This window comes from Actinotignum sanguinis (assembly GCF_003957255.1).
Classification (GTDB): domain Bacteria; phylum Actinomycetota; class Actinomycetes; order Actinomycetales; family Actinomycetaceae; genus Actinotignum; species Actinotignum sanguinis.
In genome coordinates this window covers 67,409-86,075 of the sequence record NZ_QDIE01000002.1, presented here as the reverse complement: position 1 = coordinate 86,075, position 18,667 = coordinate 67,409, and the positions used below count along the sequence as shown (strand labels likewise).

Below are 18,667 nucleotides of genomic sequence, written 5' to 3'. Positions count from 1 at the left end.
CCCGGGCGCGCTATAGTGCGGTGACAGGAACGACAGTGATCAGCCGGTGGCGAATACCGGAACCGTGTTCGGTTACGTCTCGTTGTCACGATTGCTGTTGGAGCGGTACGACGGCGCCTGGCACACCCGGCCAGGCCGGTAGTCTAGGCTGGAAGGGAAGCTAGCGAGCTGGAGAGGGAGGAGGAGCGCGGTGAACTATTTCGTCTACCCCTGTGAGGGTGAACATGAGGATGCCTGGGCGAACGGGGAGCGTTTCGATAGCGTCGTCGTTCATCTCACCGATCCCATCAATGACATTGGTTCGGTATCCGAACTCATTGCCTCCCAGCTCTATACTCTGGACCTCAGCCCGGTGGCCGATATACATGTGGACGGGCTGGTCGATTACCGAGCGCAGCGTCCGCGGGTGCACTACCTCAATGGTGCTTTGGAAGATATCGCTATCCCGGCGCTCGGGTTGTTCCACGCGAAAGATATTGAAGGCACCTCTTTTTTGCTCCTGCTCGGTACCGAACCTGATTTTTGCTGGCAGGGGCTGAACTCCGAGTTCATGGCAGTTTTCGCGCAGCTCGGGGTCAAGCACCTCTACCGAGCCGGGTCGGTGGCCGGGGCGCTACCCCACACCCGCCAGCCCGATATGCTCATCCGCACCCGCAATTCAGAACCGGTGGCTCCCGCGCTCGAAGCCGATGTGTGGTACCCGGCTTCTTTCTCGGATTTTTTGGAATACAGTCTCGGTCAAATGGGCGTGGCGACCTTCTCCGTAACGGTGCGCGTCCCTATGTATATAGCGGGGCATCATTACGCGGCCGGGGCCGCTAGCGCGCTGTCCATGCTCGCAAAAACGGCCGGGTTGAGCCTGCCGCTCGGAGATTTGGAAGCCAGCGCCGCCGAAGAATCTGAGCAGCTCGCCCAGCTCACCGAACACAATGAGCAGCTCGCGGAAATCGTTGCGGCCCTGGAAACCGAATATGATCGGGCGGAGGGCCATCCGGGTCTTATCCAAGCCCCGCAGCATACTCTCACTGTCCCCAGCACCGATGAAATCGGGCGTGCGGCGGAAAGTTTCCTTGCGCGAGTGGATGCTTCGATGGTCAAGCGCAAGGAGCACGCTGATAACGAGCAGGCGCAGATGACGGAACGTCTGGAAAATATGCGAGCTGCTTGGCAACATGCCAGTAACGGGCAACATTCCGGCACCGAGGCGCACGCCGGCGGTTCGGAGCCTCGTACCGGCACCGAGCGTGATCGGGGCGACCAGCGTCCCGAGCCGGAGGGCAACCCGAGCACCGAACGGCCGCGCGGCCGGCACGCCGCGGACTAATCGTCGGGTAGGGGAGTGCTAGCGGGCAAGTAGCCGATATCGGTATCCCGCTCGAGAACGGCGCCGCGAGCCCGCCGGCGTAAATCCGCCCGCCCCACCATGCGCGCGGGGAGTGGGAGGCGCCGTACCAGCCGCTCGATCTGCGCGAAAGCGAATTCCCGCTGCGAGGCAGCCAATACAATATTTCCGAAGCGGCGCCCGCGCAGCACCGCCGGATCCATAATCGCTAGCACATGCTCGAAATGCTCGAGGAGGGCCCGTGATTCATTCGCGAAGCGGGTCAAGCCGGTCGAAGCCACTGAGTTGAGGAGATACACGCCGTCTGGTTGCAAAACCTGGGCGACCCGCGCAGCGGCGTCGCCGGTACGTAAATGGGGCGGAACATCACGGTCAGCAAAAGCATCGCGCACGACCACGTCCCAGCGCGCCGCTGTGGTGTCCAGGGTGACGCGCGCATCCTGCACCCGGATACGCAAGCGCGGGGAAGGTGGCAGATCGAACCACTCGCGTGCGTAGGTGGCGAGTTTGCCGTCGATTTCCGCCGCTAGCTGGCGTGAGCCGGGCCGCGCGGCATCCAGGGCGCGCGGAAAAGCGCATCCGGCCGCCCCCAGGTGGAGTACCCGCAGCGGCTGGCGCTTGGGGTACATGGCTTCGAGAATGCACCTAAACTGTTGCATATACTCGAATTCAAGATAGGTGGGATCGTCGAGGTCCAGGGCGGATGATTCCACTCCGTCCAAGTAGAGCGTCACGAGGGACGGGCGATCCGAGCGTCGATCTAGTTCGGCGAGGGCGTAATCAGTTCGCACGGGTTCGGTAGGCACACTCACAGCTCCAGCCTAACGGAGAGCAGGCTCGAGCGAGGGGAAACTGAGGACACGAAGCAGAGGGCAACCTAGGAAACGGAGGGCTTATGTCACGCGCACCGCGCTCACGTGCTGCCCGCCATTCCTGGGGTGATGACGATTCGCGTACTCCCATCCTCCACATCGATATGGATGCTTTTTTCGTATCCGTGGAGCTTCTCGACCATCCGGAGCTGCGCGGGTGTCCCGTCGCGGTGGGCGGCCAGGAACGTGGTGTCGTAGCCGCTGCCTCCTACGAGGCACGCGCTTTCGGGGTGAATTCCGCGATGCCGGTGGGGCAGGCACGGCGGCGCTGTCCGAATCTCATTATGCTGGCCCCGCGCCTGGAGCTTTACCGCGCGGTATCGGAAAAAATCATGGCGATTTTGCGGGAGGTTACCCCGCTGGTTGAGCAGCTCTCCGTGGACGAAGCTTTTCTGGATGTCGGGGGAGCGCGCCGGCTTTTCGGCTCTCCCGTTCATATCGGCCAACAGCTGCGCGCCCGGATCCGCGCTGAGGTTGGGGTGCCGGCTTCCGTGGGGATCGCCGCTACTAAACACGTGGCCAAAATTGCCTCCGCGCACGCCAAACCAGACGGGCTTCTCCTTATCCCCGCCGCGGCCACCCTCGAGTTTTTGCACGACTTACCGGCCGGGGCGCTGTGGGGTGTGGGCGGGCGTACCGAGGAGCGTTTGCGTTTGCACGGGATCGAAACGGTGGGCGACGTCGCCGCAGCCGGCCCTGATCAGCTCCGCCGCCTGGTTGGAACCGCGGCAGGGGAGCACCTCTTCCAGCTGGCCAGCGGCGTCGATCCGCGCCCCGTCACCCCGAGCCGCGAGGAAAAATCCATCGGACGCGAAGAAACTTTTTTCGACCCCCTGGCTGACCGGGGCGAACTCCACCGGATTCTGCTTTCTCAGGCTCATGACACCGCCACCCGACTACGCGCAAAAGACCTGGTCGGGCGCACCGTGGCGATTAAGGTACGGTTCCCGGACTTCACCACCATCACCCGGTCGGCAACGCTGCCGCAAGCCACCCAGGTTGCTGCAGAGATTTACGAACGCGCCCGCGAGCTGTTGGACGGGGTGGAGATCCCCGCCGCCGGCTTGCGGCTCCTGGGCCTGCGGGTGGAAAACCTGAGCGAGCAGGGCGGTTTCCAGCAGCTCGCTTTCGACGATGATCCGCGCCGCGGCGAAGCCGAAAGCGCTATGGATGCGGTGCGTTCGCGTTTCGGGGCGGGGGCACTCGGGCCGGCAAGTCTTTTGCGGGTGCCGGGTACGGGCCACGGCGATGGGGCGGGCGATGGTGATGGGGCGGGAGGCGCCGGAACGGGGCATGGTGGAACGGGGCATGGTGGAACGGGGCGCGGCGACGTCGCACCCGGTGGGCGCGCAGGGCGCAGAAACGGTGTATCGTGACACAACATATCGTGACGCTGGCCCACGGGGCACGGTAGACTGGCAGCAGTACAGTAACAAGGAGGCACAGTGGCCCTATCGGACTACGAGAAGAAGATGCTCGCTGAGCTGGAAGCGCAGCTCACCAACGAGGATCCCAGCTTCGCGCGTAATATGAAGCCCGCTGCTCCGGAAGTAGAAGCCATCAGTCGGCAGCTGTCCGTGCGCAATCTCGTACTGGGGATTCTCGGGCTGGTCGCGGGCATCGCCATTCTGATCGGTGGGATTTCTGCACCGAAGATGTGGTGGCTCGGTTTGCTCGGTGTCATCATTATGTTTGCCTCGGTGTGGTACGCGCTCGCGGGCGTACATACGGAGAAAGTCGCGGTACCTGCCGGCGGCGCGGCATCCCCGAGTTCGGCGGGGCCGCGCGGAGTATCGTCCTTTATGCAGCGCCAGCAAGAAATTTGGGAAAAGCGCCGCCGCGGCGATCACTAGATTCGCGTGCCGCACCGGTTCGGCCGGTAACTCAAACTCAGCACCCGTAACGGTGAGAGGATATCGATCCTCTCACCGTTTTCTTTTTCTGAGGTACGACGGCGCAACTGGGTGAGAGTGCCCTCGCTCCACTGACCATTCTGCTCCACGGAGTGCCTCGCATATGGATCTGGCATTCCTCACCCCTGAATACCCCACCACACTCCACGTGCACTCCACTCAGTTTTCCCCTGTGATCGCGGGCTTTTCTGAGAATCACTAGCGCGACATACCCCCGTCATGGCAAACTGGTGGAGGAAAGTGGAGTAAAGTGGAGGCAAGCGCCACGGGAGGGGGTGCGGTAGATGTTCCTCGGCACGTATGAGCCCAAATTGGACGACAAAGGTCGAATTATTCTGCCCGCCAAATTTCGTGATCAGCTCCAGGGCGGGCTGGTGATGACGCGCGGTCAGGAACACTGCATCTACGTTTTTCCGCTCGCGGATTTTGTGGAATTGCAGCAGACCCTGGCTAAAGCCCCCTTGACGTCTAAAGAGGCGCGGTCATATACCCGCGTGCTGCTCTCCGGCGCCGTGGATGACATCCCTGATAAACAGGGGCGAATCACCATTCCGGCAATGTTGCGCACGTACGCGGGTCTGGATCGCGACCTCGCGGTTATCGGCACGGGCAACCGAGTCGAAATCTGGGATAGCGCCGCGTGGGCGGCCTATCTGGAGGATCAAGAATCGGCTTTCGCCGATAGGGAGGAAGAGGTCATCCCCGGCCTCTTCTAGGAATCGCGTGATCGCGGTGGCGGTCTTTCGCGAGAGCTCTGAGGCACTTCCCCAGCTTCAGATCACTCGCGGGGGATCACTATCGCGGGCGCCGCAATGAGAAGGGCACAGAATGGAGACAGCACGCACCTCGGGCGCGCCGCGCGCCGCTGGGAACGCGCTGCATGCCCCGGTGCTCGTGGACACCTGCATCGAACTCCTCGCCCCCGCCTTCCAGGTTCCCGCTCCTGTCCTCATTGACTGCACGCTCGGGATGGGCGGACACACCGAAGCTTTCCTTGAGCGTTTTGAAAACCTCACTGTTATCGGAATCGACCGCGACCCTGCCGCCATTGCCTTGGCGGGGGAGCGCTTGGCCCGTTTCGGCAAACGGTTCCGCCCCGTCCAAACCACGTACGACGACGTGGCCGCGGCAGCGGGCAATCGCCTCGTAGATGGAATCCTCATGGATTTGGGAGTGTCCTCCCTGCAATTGGATGAAACTGAGCGCGGGTTCTCCTACTCGCATGACGCCCCGCTTGATATGCGTATGAATGCCCAGGTCGGGCGCACCGCCGCGGATATCCTCGCGGAAGAATCGGTACGCGAGCTCACCCGGATTTTGCGCGAGTACGGGGAGGAAAAATTCGCCCACCGTATCGCCACCGCCGTTGTGCAACGGCGCGCCAGTGCCCCGTTGCTCCGTACCGGCGAATTGGTGGATATCGTACGTTCTTCCATCCCAGCCCCGGCGCGGCGCACCGGGGGGAACCCCGCCAAGCGCACCTTCCAGGCACTGCGCATTGCGGTGAATGACGAACTCGGAACACTCGAGCGGGCGTTGCCGGCAGCGCTCGCCAGTTTGCGGGTGGGAGGGCGCATCGTCGTCGAAGCTTATCAATCCCTGGAAGATCGGCTGGTGAAACGGGCTTTTGCCGCCGGGGCCACCTCCCGGGCACCCAGGGGACTGCCCGTTGAACTTGAAGAACATAAACCTTGGTTGGAGCTCCTCACCCGAGGAGCTATCCGAGCTAACGAAGAAGAAATCACCCGCAACTCCCGGTCCGCGTCCGTTCGTTTACGCGCTGCCGAGAAAATCCGTCCCGGAGGTCAGCTATGAGCGCACAGCCCCACGCTGTTGCAGCGCCGCGTACCCGTCCCGTGATCTCGGGGCGTCCCGAACTCACGCTTATCCCCACTCCGGCGGCGCACCGTGGCTTTCTCGGGACCGTAATCATATGCCTGGCACTCTTCTTCGGCGCGTTTGCCACAGTTTTTGCACTTAATACGCGTATGGTAGGCACGGCGTACGAAATCCGCTCCGTCAAGCAGGAGCTGGCGGTCGCGCAATCGGTGGAGTCCACCCTCACGGATGAAGTCGTGGGGGCCTCCACTCCGCAAGGTCTCAAGGAACGCGCGCAGGCCCTCGGCCTCGTCCCCGCCACGGACGTTCAGCATATGGACCTGGGGTCCGCTACGATTCTTGCTCCGATTCCGGGGGAGTGACACGAAGGAAGAGCGCATGAAGGAACTAGCCCGCCGCTGGAAGGCCGCGCAGCCGCACGTACGGCGCGTGCGCACCATGGCGATTATCTTCTTCTTCGCGCTGGGGATCCTCGGGGTACGGCTCATCGATTTGCAGTTTATTCGTGCCGATGCCTTGGCTGCTTCAGCGGACGCGTTCCGTACCCGTACCTACACTTTGCAGGCCAAACGTGGCGATATCGTGGACACCAACGGGGCGGTTTTGGCGACCTCTGTGGAACGCTACAACGTGGGCGTCAACCAGAATCTCATCGGTTCCTACCAGCACTACAAAACTGATGACAACGGGGACTACGTCCTGGATGCCAATGACCAGCTCATCGTGGAAGGCACTGGGGCAGCAGAAGCTGCGAAAGTGCTCGCGCCCCTGCTCGGCGTGGATCGAGCGGAATTAGGAGGCACTCTCCTGGGCGGTGAGAAAAAATCAACCTTTGTGTATATTGCCCGCGATATTTCCCCCGAAAAATGGCGGGAAATCAACGCCTTAGGAATTCCGGGTATCGAACCCGAACAGTTTATGAAACGCGAATACCCCAATGGATCGGTGGCTGGAAACGTCCTCGGCTACGTGGGGGAAACAGCGGAAAACCCGGTTCCCACCGGGCAAGCCGGAATTGAGCGCACGTTTAACGATGCCCTTTCTGGCACGGATGGGCGCTTGACGGTGCAAACCGCCGGAGGCGGCGCCGTCGTACCGAACGGAAAAACCGAGCGCGTGGATCCGGTTAACGGTGCGAACGTGAAATTGACAATCGACCGCGACTTGCAAAACGCACTCATGGAGTCCCTCGACGCCTCGGTGGATGCCAATGCCGCGGATTGGGGCGCAGCCGTTGTTATTGAAGTGGGGACGGGGCGCGTGCTCGCCCTTGCCGATTCCCACGCTCCCGATCCTTCGCGCCTCCAGGAAGCGAGTCCGGATTCTTGGGGTTCGCGTGCCGTGCAGGCACCGGTCGAGCCGGGATCTTCAGGCAAGCTCCCCACCTTCACCGCAGCTATTGATACCGGCACCGTCACTCCGCTCACCCAGTTCACGGTGCCGGACACCATCACCATGCCCAATGGCGAAAGTATTTCCGATAATGACCCGCATCCCACCCAGGGGATGACGGTGGCAGGGATTCTCGCGCAGTCCTATAACACCGGACTCGTTCAGATCGGTGACACGGTGGACGATAACGTGCGCTATGACTATATGCGAAGCTACGGGTTGGGAAGCCCCACCGGGATAGAACTGCCGGCTGAATCGGGTGGCATTTTGCGTCCGCCGGAGCAGTGGGGTCAGCGTGATCGCTACACCACCATGTTCGGGCAGGGGTGGGCAGCTACCACGGTGCAACTCGGGCAGATCGGGGCCACCATCGCCAACGGGGGAGTGTATATACCCCTCCATGTTGTGGACTCCACCACCGATGCCAGCGGGCGCACCACCCCCACCGTTCCGGGGGAAAGCCACCGTGTTATGAGCGAGGAATCCGCGGGCACCATGATGAATATGATGCAAGCGGTCACCAATAACCAATCCACCGGGTGGCGCGGGAAAGTTCCTGGTTACAACGTGGCCGGCAAAACAGGTACCGCCCAGGTTCCGGACGCCAACGGAAACCTCACCCGGCGTGTAGGTACCTTTATTGCGACCATCCCGGCCGAAGACCCGCAAATTGCGGTGGCAATCGCGGTCTACGGCGGGGCCGGGGCCGGATACGGTGGTGACACCGCGGTGCCTGTTTTCGCGAACTTCGCGCCCTTTGCGATGCGGCACCTAGGCGTGCCGCCCAGCACCGTTCCGCTTTTTAAATATCCGTGGTTCTCATCTGAGGTAGGCAACTAGTGAGTGACGAATTCCCTCTTCCACAGGTGCGCCCGGTCGCGCTCAATGAGATTCCGGGCGTGGACGTGCACGTTTTCGCGGGAGACGTGCACGCTGACGATACGGATCCGAGCAGCGCCCCCGGTACCACCGTCACCTCCGTAACCGCAGATTCGCGCGCGGTGCACGACGGCGCACTCTTCGCCGCGCTACCTGGTGCCCACGCTCACGGGGCGCGCTTTGCTAGCCAGGCGGTGCAGCGGGGCGCCCGCGCCATCCTCACCGATGCGACCGGCGCCGTTCTTATCAGGCAGGCTGGCCTGGATCTTCCGCTAGTGGTTATGGAGGATCCGGCCGCGCACCTGGGTGCCATTGCGGCACGCATCTACGGAAACCCGGCCGAGCGCTTGCGTAGCTTCGCGGTGACCGGCACCAACGGTAAAACAACGACCACGTACCTCCTGGACGGCTTGCTCACCGCGCTGGACCGCACCACCGGGCTGGTAGGAACCGTGGAAACAAAAATTGCGGACTTGTGCACCCCAGCGCGTTTGACCACGCCCATGCCCGCGGATCTCCAGGCGCTGCTAGCACTCCTCGTCGAACGGGGCGGGACGGATGTTTCCATGGAAGTTTCCTCCCACGCGCTGGCCCAGCACCGTACCAGCCCCGTGGTTTTCAGCGTGGCAGGATTTACCAATCTCACTCGGGATCATCTCGACTACCACCACACCATGGAAAACTACTATCAAGCTAAACGCAGCCTCTTCACGCCGGCCTGTTCGCGGAAGGCGGTTATCACCGTTGATGATGACTGGGGCCGGCGCCTGGCTGGGGAAACCGAGGTTCCCACCGTGGCCCTCGCGGTGTTCTCCGGGCTTGGTGGCCGCTGCGGGTACCAGGTACGCGATATCGAACGTGGCCCCGTTACCTCCTTTACCCTGGCCCATAGCAACGGGTGGGAAATGACGGTGCGCACCGGCCTACCCGGAGATTTCAATATCGCCAATACCGCGCTCGCGGTCGCCATGGTGCTGGAAAGCGGGGCAGACAGGGGCGCCGTCGGTGCTGTGGTAGGGGCCGGGCTCACCCCACAAGTTCCCGGCCGCATGGAAATAGTGGGCAGCGCGCCGCGCGTCGTCGTCGATTTTGCACATAATACCGCGGCGTTGCGTCTGGCCATGAACGCGCTGCGTCCCACCACCTCCGGTGAGCTCATCGTCGTAACCGGAAGCGCCGGGGAACGCGATGTGGACAAACGTCCCGAGATGGGGCGGGCAGTAGCCGAACTGGCCGATGTTGTTTACATTACGGACGATGATCCGCACGACGAAGATCCTGCTCCCATTCGAGCCGCACTCCTGGAAGGAGCCCGCAGCGCGCACAGCTCGGCCCGTATCGTGGACATCGCTGATCGGACCACCGCCATGCGCACCGCTATTCTTGAGGCGACACCGGAGGACACCGTGCTGCTGGCCGGGCGCGGGCACGAAACTTATCAACCGGTGGCCGGGGGGCGTAACATTCCGCTGGACGACCGAGAAGTAGCACGGGCGGCGCTAGCTGACCGAGCTCGCCGTGGCGCCCTCAACAAAAACACGCAAGAACAGAAAGACACGCAATGATTCCCATGTCCTCCGCGGAGGTTATCGCCGCTGTCGCCGGGACCGCGCTCGCACCGCTGAGCGATAGTGAGGTCACCGGGGCGGTTATCGATACCCGCGCCATCACTCCCGGTGCGCTATTTGCCGCCGTGAAAGGCGCGCGCGTGGACGCGAATACCCTGAGCGGCCAGGCGCGCGCGGCAGGAGCCAGCCTCATTCTCACCGAAGACGGCCCGGCAGCCCTGGCCGGCGGCGCTGAAGCTGAGCGTATTATCGTGGTCGATAATATCCCCGCGGCGCTCGGACGCCTGGCCCGGCATAATCTTGAGCTGGCTCGCCAACTCAATCCCGACTTGCGGGTTATCGCGGTGACCGGGAGCGTAGGGAAAACGACCACTAAGGATCTTCTTGCCGCGATATGCCGGGAACGCGGCGACGTGGTTGCCCCACCAGGATCACTCAATAACGAAATCGGCTTGCCGCTCACGGTGCTTCGTGTTGACGCAAGCACTTCCACTCTCGTGGCGGAAATGGGTGCCGACCATATCGGCAACCTCGCCTACCTCACCTCCATCGCACCCCCGGATATCGCCGTGGTGCTCGTGGTGGCCCGCGCGCACCTGGGTGAATTTGGTGGAATTGAGAATGTGGCGCGCGCTAAAGCAGAACTTGTGGAAGGGCTGCGTGAGGACGGGATCGCCATCCTCAACGCCGATGATCCGCGGGTCGCGGCTATGGCCGGGCGAGTTGCGAGTGGACGGGTTCGCACCTTCGGGCGTGTGAATCCGGCGGACGTGACCGCAACGGATATCGCTCTCGGGAGTGACGGTCGGGCCAGTTTCACTCTGCATATGAACGACGGCGCAGCTAGCTCCGCGTCCGCCGTGCTTTCAGCCCCGTCCGCGCCATCAGCGCCATTCGCCCCGTCAGCGCCATCAGCACCGTCAGCCTCCACTGCACCGTCCGCTCCAACGGTCAGCCTCGGGCTCGTGGGGGAGCACCAAGTCATGAACGCGCTCGCGGCCGCAGCTGCAGCCTCCGCCGCTGGGGTGAGCCTGCCCGCCATCGTGGCGGGACTGGCGAGCGGGCCGGCCAGCGCTCACCGTATGGATGTGTTCCGCCGTGGCTCCACGCTGATCATCGACGACTCCTACAATGCCAACCCGGATTCCATGCGCGCCGGCATCGCCGTGCTCGGACAGCTCGGAAACGGGCGCAAGGCTGCGATTCTCGGAGATATGCTTGAACTCGGCGCGGCCTCCCGGGAAGAACACCTCGCTCTCCTCCCGGCTCTGCAAGCGGCCGGCGTGAGCCTTCTTATTGCAGTGGGGCCTCATATGGCAGCCCTCGCGGCGGCAGCCCGTGATGCCGGCATCACCGCCCGCTCCGTCGGCGCGTGGGAAGAAGCGGAGGCGGCGCTCTCCGATATGCTCAATGAGGATGGGGCACTCCTCATCAAAGGTTCGCACGGTTCGGGCGTGTGGCACATCGCCACCCGTCTCAAGGGGGAATAGTGCTCGCGCTTATTATCGCTTTTGCGGTCTCGCTTCTCGTCACCCTATTCGGGACCCCGCTTCTCATCCGTTTTCTCGTGCGTAAACAATTTGGTCAATTCATACGCCAGGATGGCCCCACCTCGCACCTGGTTAAACGCGGCACCCCCACCATGGGCGGCCTCGCCATTGTTGCGGCGGTTGTTATCGGCTACCTGGTGGGCAATATTGGGGCCGGACGCAGCCCGGGTATGTCCGGGATCCTCCTCCTCGGCCTCATGATCGGTATGGCGGGCGTGGGTTTCGCTGATGATTTCACCAAGATTTCCCGCAAGCAAAGCCTGGGCCTCACCCCCTGGGCAAAAATCGCTGGCCTGGGGATTGTCGGCGTGGCCTTCGCGGTGCTCTCCCTCATGTTCTCGGATGAAAATAACCGCACTCCGGCATCCATGCGTATTTCCCACGTGCGCGATACCGGCCTGAGTCTCGCCTTCGCCGGCACCGCCGTCGGCATTATTCTCTTTATTATTTGGGCGAATTTCCTCATCACCGCCTGGTCCAATGCCGTCAATCTCACCGACGGCCTCGACGGCCTTTCCACCGGTGCCTCCATCATCGCCTTTGGTGTTTACACCCTTATTACCATGTGGCAAAGCAACCACCCCTGCTATGGCCTCGTGGACGCCGCCCCCGGGTGCTACCCCATCCGCGACCCGCGCGATCTCAACATCATCGCGGTCGCCCTTGTCGGGGCACTCATCGGATTCCTCTGGTGGAACACTTCGCCGGCGCAAATCTTCATGGGGGATACCGGTTCCCTCGCCCTGGGTGGTGTTTTCGCAGGAATGTCTATCTACACCCACACCGAATTCCTCGCCGTGCTCATCGGCGGGCTCTACCTCCTGGAAGTTATCTCCGATGTTGTCCAAGTGGGTGTTTTCAAAATGACACGAAAACGGGTATTCCGTATGGCACCCATCCACCACCATTTCGAACTCAAAGGGTGGAACGAAGTCACGGTTGTGGTGCGCTTCTGGGTGATTCAAGCCCTGTGCGGCTTTATCGCCCTGGGTATTTTTTACGCTGAGTGGTTGATGCAAAGATGAGTGAGTGGCAACATCCGGGCGCGGCGGAGCTGGCAGGGCGTCGTATCGCCGTCGTCGGTTTAGGAAAATCAGGGCGGGCCTGCGCGCGGGCACTGACCGAGCTCACCGAGGCGCGTGTGAGCGTGTGGGACGCCGATATCACCAAACTTGGGGCGGTTACCACCCTCCCCGTGGACACCGGCGGGAGCGACCCAACTCCGGCCGAGCTGGCGCGCAAAGTGCTGGCCTGGCGGCCCGACATCATCATCCCCGCTCCCGCCATTCCCGAAATCGGCCCGCTTTTTGCCGCAGCTGCTGACCACGGTACTGAGCTGTGGTCGGAAATCGAACTTGCCTGGCGCCTGCGCGCGCACGACGGTGCGGGGAATGCCGCCCCGTGGCTTGCCGTGACCGGCACCAATGGGAAGACAACCACGGTGACCATGGCGTCTCATATTTTGCGTGCCGCGCACCTGGGCGGCGAACCCATCGGGAACGTCGGTAATCCCGCCGTCACCGCCGTGAGCGCCACCGGCCCGGACGCCCCGCAAGCCTTTGCTCTGGAACTATCTTCCTTCCAGCTGCGCACCACCCACACCATGGAGTCGGCCGCCAGCATCTGCCTCAATATTGCCGACGACCACCTCGAATGGCACGGTAGCCGCGCTGCCTACGCCGCCGCGAAAGCCCGAATTTACGAGCATGTGCGCACCGCTGCGATTTACCCGGTGGGCGATAGCACCGTTCAAAGCATGGTCGATAACGCGGATGTGCGTGAAGGTGCCCGCGCCATTGGCATTACGACCGGCATTCCCGCCGTCGGCCAGATCGGCATCGTTGACGGCCTCATCGTGGACCGTGCGTACGGGAAGCATCGGTGGAGTAGCGCCGTGGAAATCGCTTCTTTGAACGACGTCGCCCAGCTGGCTCCCACCACCGCGGCGCTCCCGCGCCACCTCATCTGGGACGCACTGGCGGCCGTGGCCCTCACTCGGGCCATCGATATTCCCGCGGAGGTGGTACGCGCCGGACTCCGACATATGCGCCCGGGCCACCACCGCATCGAGACGGTGAGCGAACGGGCCGGGGTGCGCTACGTGGATGACTCCAAGGCCACCAATGCCCACGCCGCTCTCGCTTCTGTGTCCGCACTGGCTGAAGGTAGCTGTGTATGGATCGTGGGCGGGCAACCCAAGGGGGCCCGCTTTGAATCCCTCGTGGCGCAGGTGCGGGATAAATTGCGCGCCGTCGTTGTTATTGGTGTCAACCAAGAACCCTGGCACGCTGCTTTGGACGGAGCAAATCTTCCCGTCACCTATATTGACCCGGCGGCCTCCGAACCGATGGCGCGCGCGGTGCTGGCTGCTTCGCGCTACGCGCAAGCGGGGGATACGGTCATGCTGGCCCCCGCCAGTGCGTCCATGGACCAATTCACGTCGTACGCGGATCGCGGTGATCGTTTCGCCGCGGCCGTGCGCGCCCTGCCCGCACCACCAGCGGGCGGCACCTCGTCGGAGGGCGACGCCTTGCCGGGAGACGGTGCCCTGGCGGAGGAAACGGCGCGGGAAAACGGCGCACAGGATAGCTCCACGGGGATACCTCATGCGTGATCGGATCGAGAAGCTGCAGGCCCCGAGCGTCCCGGAGGAACGTGTACGCAACGTTATGCACCGTTCCATCCTCCTTCTCGTGGTGGCTACCGCGATCCTTGCCCTCCTCGGGCTCCTCATGGTGTTTTCCGCCATTACCCCCGGGGCGGTACGAGCCGAATACGAAGACGGCCCCAACCTGTTCCGCTCGGCCTACTTGCAGATGGCCTACGCCGCTATTGGCACTATCTTGGCGGTGATCTGCGCACGTATTCCCCTCGCTGTTTTCCAGCGCCTATGGGGCCTAGCCCTCGGCTTCGGGATAGGTTTGCAGCTCCTCGTGCTCACCCCGCTGGGTGCCTCCGTTGCCGGCAACCGTAACTGGATTGCCTTCGGCCCTATCCGGCTCCAGCCCTCCGAATTCCTCAAACTCGCCATGGTGGTGGCCCTAGCCGCGGTGCTCGGGCGCATGGTGCACGGCGCCCACTTCCAGCTTTCCGACTGGAGCATCCCCATTGTCATCACCGGCGCGGCCATCGGCGTGGTGCTCGTAGGTGGCGATATGGGAACCGCCCTCATCTTCCTCCTTATCGGAGTGGGAATGTTCTGGATGGCCGGCTTCCCGGGACGCTATTTCCTTATCAGCGGAGCGCTGGGCTTCTTCCTCGTCGTCGTTCTTATTTTCTCGAGCCGCTCGCGCATCACCCGCATCCAGGACTTCTTCCAAAACCTCTTCACCCTTCCGACTGGGCAAACCCCCTCCCAGGCCGATTACGCGCTCTGGGCTTTCGGTTCCGGAGGGCCGGGCGGATCCGGCCTGGGCACCGGAATTGAAAAATGGCCCGGGAACCTCGCCGAAGCACATACCGACTTCATCTTCGCGGTGGTGGGAGAAGAACTCGGGTTCTTCGGATGCGCCGTCGTCATCGTGCTTCTCGGCACAATTGGCTACGCCCTCCTCACCATCTGCATGTACCACCCGCACCGTTTCGGCCGTTTCATTGCCGGAGGTGCCACCCTGTGGCTATGCGGACAGGCCGTAGCAAATATGTTCGTCGTCACCGGCCTGCTGCCCGTTTTCGGGGTGCCGCTACCCTTCATGAGCCAGGGTGGCTCCTCCGTTATCTCCTGCCTCATGGCAGTGGGAGTCTGCGTGGCGGCAGCCCTGGCGGTCCCGGGCGTGAAAGAATCGTTCCGGCGCTCCAGCTCGCTCGCGGGCCGGGTGCGCGCAGTTATCAGGAGGACCTCGTGACACTAGTGCTCGCCGGCGGGGGAACCGCCGGGCACGTCAATCCGCTACTGGCCACCGCCCACGAACTCGCCGGGCGCGGGCACCGTATCCTCGTGGTCGGCACCGCCACGGGCATGGAAAAAGACCTCGTTCCGGCCAGCGGCTTCGACTTCGCCACCGTGGAACGCGCACCGTTCCCGCGCCGTCCCGACAGGGACGCGCTACGTTTCCCCGTTGCTTTCCCACGGGCGGTGCGCCAAGCCCGCCGTATTCTCACCGGTGTCGATGCCACGCTTGCGGTCGGCTTCGGTGGTTTCGCCTCCACCCCCGTCTACGCTGCGGCGCGCCGTGCCGGCATCCCAGTAGTGGTGCATGAACAGAACGCACTGCCGGGTTTGGCCAATAAACTCGGGGCGCGGGGCGCGGCTGCCGTTGGCCTCACGTTCCCCTCCACGCCGCTCCGTGCTGCGCGCGGCATCACCCGCACCGTCGGATTGCCGCTGCGTCCCGCCGTTGCTGCCCTCGCCAGCGCCGATAGAGCGGAGGCACGCACCGTAGCCGCAGCGCGCCTGGGATTAGATCCGCAGTTACCCACCCTCGTGGTCACCGGGGGCTCCCTGGGCGCTGCCCACCTCAATGACGTAATGACTGCCGCTGCCCCCCGCTGCGCCGCCGCCGGCGTCCAGCTTCTCCACCTCACCGGGCGGGGGAAAGCCGCCGAGGCCCAGCGCGCCGCCGCCTCTATCCCCAGCTACCACGTGCTCGAATACCTGGAAGAAATGGAACTTGCCTACGCGGTGGCGGATACTGTGGTGTGCCGTGCCGGCGCCGGTACCGTGGCAGAAGTTTCCGCCTTGGGGATCCCCGCGGTCTTCGTTCCGCTCCCCATTGGCAACGGGGAACAGGCGCGTAATGCGGCCGATGTGGTAGCCGCTGGAGGGGCGCTGCTCATCCCTAATGCCCAGTTCACTGCGGACTCGGTGGGCACCGTACTGGACATTGTTACCGATACGTCCGCTCGCACCCGTATGGCCCAGGCTTCGCGCGCCATCTGTCCGGCCGACGGTGCGGCCCGGCTCGCCGATCTTATCGAGGAGGTTCTCAGGTGACACATATCCATCTCATCGGCATCGGCGGGGCGGGCATGAGCGTTATCGCCGATCTGCTCCACGCTGAGGGCTGGACCGTGACCGGCTCCGATGCCCGTGCCTCGGCCACCACGGAGCGCTTGGCGGATTCCGGAATCACCCTGTGGATCGGAACGGATCCCGCACGCATCAGCGCCGACACCCTCGTGGCGGTATCCTCGGCCATTAGGGAAGATAACCCGGAACTCGCGCGGGCTCGCCAGCTCGGCGCCCGCGTCATCCATCGTTCCCAAGCCCTTGCCCTCGCGAGCGGGAACCGCGATTTTGTGGCGGTGGCCGGCGCCCACGGAAAAACTACCACCTCGGCGATGCTGGCGGTGGCACTGGATGAAGCGGGCCAAGAACCGTCCTGGGCGATTGGGGGGAGCGTGCGCGGGCACGGCTCCGGAGGCCACTTGGGCAGCGGGCAGGTCCTCGTTGCCGAGGCCGATGAATCGGATGCTTCCTTCCTTAACTATCGCCCTCGTATTGCCGTGGTGACCAATGTCGAACCCGATCACCTCGACCATTACGGCAGCCGGGAAGCTTTTGAAGAAGCCTTTGCGGAATTCGCGCGCTGCATCATTCCCGGCGGACTCCTCATCGTGTGCGTCGACGACGCCGGCGCGGCCCGTCTGGGTGCTCAAGCGGTGCGCGAAGGTATCCGGGTGGTCAGCTACGGACGGGGCACTCCGCTCCCCGGTGCGGAGTCCCATGTAGCCCTCGAGGATGGAGCCCTACGGTGCGGGGAAGCGCGCGCACCGCTCTCGCTCCAGGTTCCCGGATCCCATAACGAACTCAATGCGGCGGGGGCAGCCGCCGCCGGCCTGGAACTGGGCGTGAGCCTGGCCGACATCGCCCGCGGCCTGGAGGCTTTTACCGGGACGGGGCGGCGTTTCGAGCTGCGCGGTGAGGTCGGGGGAGTGCGCCTCTTCGATGATTATGCTCACCATCCCACCGAAGTGGAGGCTACTTTGCGCGCCGCCCGCACCGAGGCCGGTGCGGGGAGCGTGCGCGTCCTTTTCCAGCCGCACTTGTATTCGCGTACTCGCAATTTTGCGGGCCGTTTCGCCACCGCCCTCAAGCTTGCCGATACCGCCATTGTCACCGCCGTCTACGGGGCCCGCGAAACACCCTTCGACGGTATCGAGGGCGATATGATCACGTCCCGCATGGGAGGCGCTGGGTGTTTTATTGCGGATAAACACGAAGCTGCCCGGGTGCTCGCAGCCAGCGCGAAGCCGGGGGACCTGCTGCTCACCATGGGTGCCGGCGACGTGACCGCGCTGGGGCCCGAAATCCTAGCGTTGCTGGGAGAGGGGACGGCGCGGTGAAAGAACCATCCCGGCGTCGCTCCGCGCGCGATATTAATCCGCGTGCGGAGATCACCTATGTTCCCACCGCCACCACCGCTCCGGTGATATACGACGACGGCGACGCCCCGCTAGCCGACCTCGCGAGCACCACCACGGTATCCCTGGACGAGCGCCTCGAAGAGAAAGCCTCCGAGAAACGCCGAGTACGCTGGCGCCGCGTCGGGGTAGCCGGTGCGGGATTCGCTGCGCTTGCCGCCCTGGCCTGGATAATCTTCTTTAGCCCGCTGCTGGCCTTGCGAGCCAGCGATATTACCGTCTCGGGTATCCCCGCGAACGCGGCGGTGACGGCGGAAGACGTCACCGCCGCCCTCGCGGAACGCTCCGGGATTCCGCTCCCACGCCTGGATACCGAAGCTCTCGCCACCGAACTAAGCGAGCAATTTCCGCCCATCAAGGAAGCGCAACTACGCCGCAGCTACCTCCACGGACTGGAGGTCACCCTCACCGTACGCGAGCCGGTAGCCTGCCTGATGGACAAAGGATCGTGCTCGGCTATGGATCGGGACGGCGTGAGTTTCCCGGTTCTCCCCGAGGTGGAAGCAAGCCTCCCGCGAGTAAGTCTCACGCCAGGGCCGGCCACCCGCTCCGAGGACGGGAACGATGGTCCGGGAATCCGTATCGCCCTCGATGTCCTCTCCAGTCTCAAAGACGATGTTCGTGCCCAGGTAGCCGGGGTATCGGTGAGCGATAGCGGGCGGGTAGGGCTCGATCTCACCTCCGGGCAGAAGGTGATCTGGGGTGATGCTCAGCGTTCCGACCTCAAAGCAGCAGCACTGGCCACCGTGATCACCGTTCCCGGCCAGGTGTACGACGTGTCAGAGCCCACCGCCGTCGTCGTTCATTAATCCTGAACCAACCGGCTATCGCACCGTTCCACGCCGCCGCCCCGTCCGCGCCATTCGCACCGTTCCGTGCGATTTCTGCACCGTTTGACCAGATTTCGGCACAGTAGCGCAGATCACTTCGCAACACACCAGCGCGGGGA

General features: G+C 63.5%; 16 protein-coding genes. 15 read left to right on the top strand and 1 reads right to left on the bottom strand.

What is annotated here, in order from left to right; translation table 11 throughout:
- Window positions 1-190: 190 nt before the first annotated feature.
- Window positions 191-1,324: a PAC2 family protein gene (locus DDD64_RS01035; RefSeq protein WP_164545861.1), complete on the top strand. Its 1,134-nt coding sequence runs from the start codon at window positions 191-193 to the stop codon at window positions 1,322-1,324.
- Here DDD64_RS01035 and DDD64_RS01030 read toward each other — a convergent pair.
- Complete coding sequence (locus DDD64_RS01030; protein WP_320755697.1) at window positions 1,321-2,154, bottom strand: spermidine synthase; 834 nt, start codon at window positions 2,152-2,154, stop codon at window positions 1,321-1,323. The genes DDD64_RS01035 and DDD64_RS01030 overlap by 4 nt on opposite strands.
- An 83-nt stretch (window positions 2,155-2,237) precedes the next feature.
- On the opposite strand from DDD64_RS01030, the gene DDD64_RS01025 reads away from it, so the two are divergent.
- The 14 genes from DDD64_RS01025 (at window position 2,238) to DDD64_RS00960 (ending at window position 18,527) form a co-directional block, all read left to right on the top strand.
- Complete coding sequence (locus tag DDD64_RS01025) at window positions 2,238-3,590, top strand: DNA polymerase IV (RefSeq protein WP_126134630.1); 1,353 nt, start codon at window positions 2,238-2,240, stop codon at window positions 3,588-3,590.
- A gap of 69 nt (window positions 3,591-3,659) precedes the next feature.
- Complete coding sequence (locus tag DDD64_RS01020) at window positions 3,660-4,067, top strand: DUF3040 domain-containing protein (protein WP_126134629.1); 408 nt, start codon at window positions 3,660-3,662, stop codon at window positions 4,065-4,067.
- A 344-nt stretch (window positions 4,068-4,411) separates the two neighbouring features.
- The gene (gene mraZ / locus DDD64_RS01015; protein ID WP_126134628.1) at window positions 4,412-4,843 is read left to right on the top strand and encodes a division/cell wall cluster transcriptional repressor MraZ; all 432 of its coding nucleotides are present in this window, start codon (window positions 4,412-4,414) and stop codon (window positions 4,841-4,843) included.
- Window positions 4,844-4,955: 112 nt separating this feature from the next.
- Entirely contained in the window at window positions 4,956-5,942 is a 987-nt protein-coding gene (rsmH, locus tag DDD64_RS01010) for a 16S rRNA (cytosine(1402)-N(4))-methyltransferase RsmH (protein ID WP_126134627.1), read from the top strand.
- Window positions 5,939-6,328: a cell division protein FtsL gene (gene ftsL / locus DDD64_RS09240; protein WP_016442540.1), complete on the top strand. Its 390-nt coding sequence runs from the start codon at window positions 5,939-5,941 to the stop codon at window positions 6,326-6,328. The genes rsmH and ftsL overlap by 4 nt, the downstream gene beginning before the upstream one ends.
- A 16-nt stretch (window positions 6,329-6,344) precedes the next feature.
- Window positions 6,345-8,198 (top strand): peptidoglycan D,D-transpeptidase FtsI family protein, encoded by a 1,854-nt coding sequence (locus tag DDD64_RS01000; RefSeq protein WP_126134626.1) that lies wholly within the window; start codon window positions 6,345-6,347, stop codon window positions 8,196-8,198.
- On the top strand, window positions 8,198-9,802 hold the full coding sequence (locus DDD64_RS00995; protein WP_126134625.1) for a UDP-N-acetylmuramoyl-L-alanyl-D-glutamate--2,6-diaminopimelate ligase: 1,605 nt from the start codon (window positions 8,198-8,200) through the stop codon (window positions 9,800-9,802). The genes DDD64_RS01000 and DDD64_RS00995 overlap by 1 nt, the downstream gene beginning before the upstream one ends.
- Window positions 9,803-9,807: 5 nt before the next feature.
- Complete coding sequence (locus tag DDD64_RS00990; protein WP_241227324.1) at window positions 9,808-11,295, top strand: UDP-N-acetylmuramoyl-tripeptide--D-alanyl-D-alanine ligase; 1,488 nt, start codon at window positions 9,808-9,810, stop codon at window positions 11,293-11,295.
- Window positions 11,295-12,380 carry a phospho-N-acetylmuramoyl-pentapeptide-transferase gene (mraY, locus tag DDD64_RS00985; protein ID WP_126134623.1) on the top strand — a complete coding sequence of 362 codons (1,086 nt, stop codon included), beginning with the start codon at window positions 11,295-11,297 and terminating at the stop codon, window positions 12,378-12,380. Before DDD64_RS00990 ends, mraY begins: the two co-directional genes overlap by 1 nt.
- Complete coding sequence (murD, locus tag DDD64_RS00980; RefSeq protein ID WP_126134622.1) at window positions 12,377-13,969, top strand: UDP-N-acetylmuramoyl-L-alanine--D-glutamate ligase; 1,593 nt, start codon at window positions 12,377-12,379, stop codon at window positions 13,967-13,969. Before mraY ends, murD begins: the two co-directional genes overlap by 4 nt.
- Window positions 13,962-15,200, top strand: a complete 1,239-nt coding sequence (locus DDD64_RS00975; RefSeq protein ID WP_126134621.1) for an FtsW/RodA/SpoVE family cell cycle protein — start codon at window positions 13,962-13,964, stop codon at window positions 15,198-15,200. The genes murD and DDD64_RS00975 overlap by 8 nt, the downstream gene beginning before the upstream one ends.
- Window positions 15,197-16,288, top strand: coding sequence for an undecaprenyldiphospho-muramoylpentapeptide beta-N-acetylglucosaminyltransferase (gene murG, locus DDD64_RS00970; protein ID WP_126134620.1), 1,092 nt, complete (start codon window positions 15,197-15,199; stop codon window positions 16,286-16,288). The genes DDD64_RS00975 and murG overlap by 4 nt, the downstream gene beginning before the upstream one ends.
- Window positions 16,285-17,640 (top strand): UDP-N-acetylmuramate--L-alanine ligase, encoded by a 1,356-nt coding sequence (gene murC / locus DDD64_RS00965; RefSeq protein ID WP_126134619.1) that lies wholly within the window; start codon window positions 16,285-16,287, stop codon window positions 17,638-17,640. Before murG ends, murC begins: the two co-directional genes overlap by 4 nt.
- Window positions 17,637-18,527 (top strand): cell division protein FtsQ/DivIB, encoded by an 891-nt coding sequence (locus DDD64_RS00960; protein WP_126134618.1) that lies wholly within the window; start codon window positions 17,637-17,639, stop codon window positions 18,525-18,527. The genes murC and DDD64_RS00960 overlap by 4 nt, the downstream gene beginning before the upstream one ends.
- Window positions 18,528-18,667 lie beyond the last annotated feature (140 nt).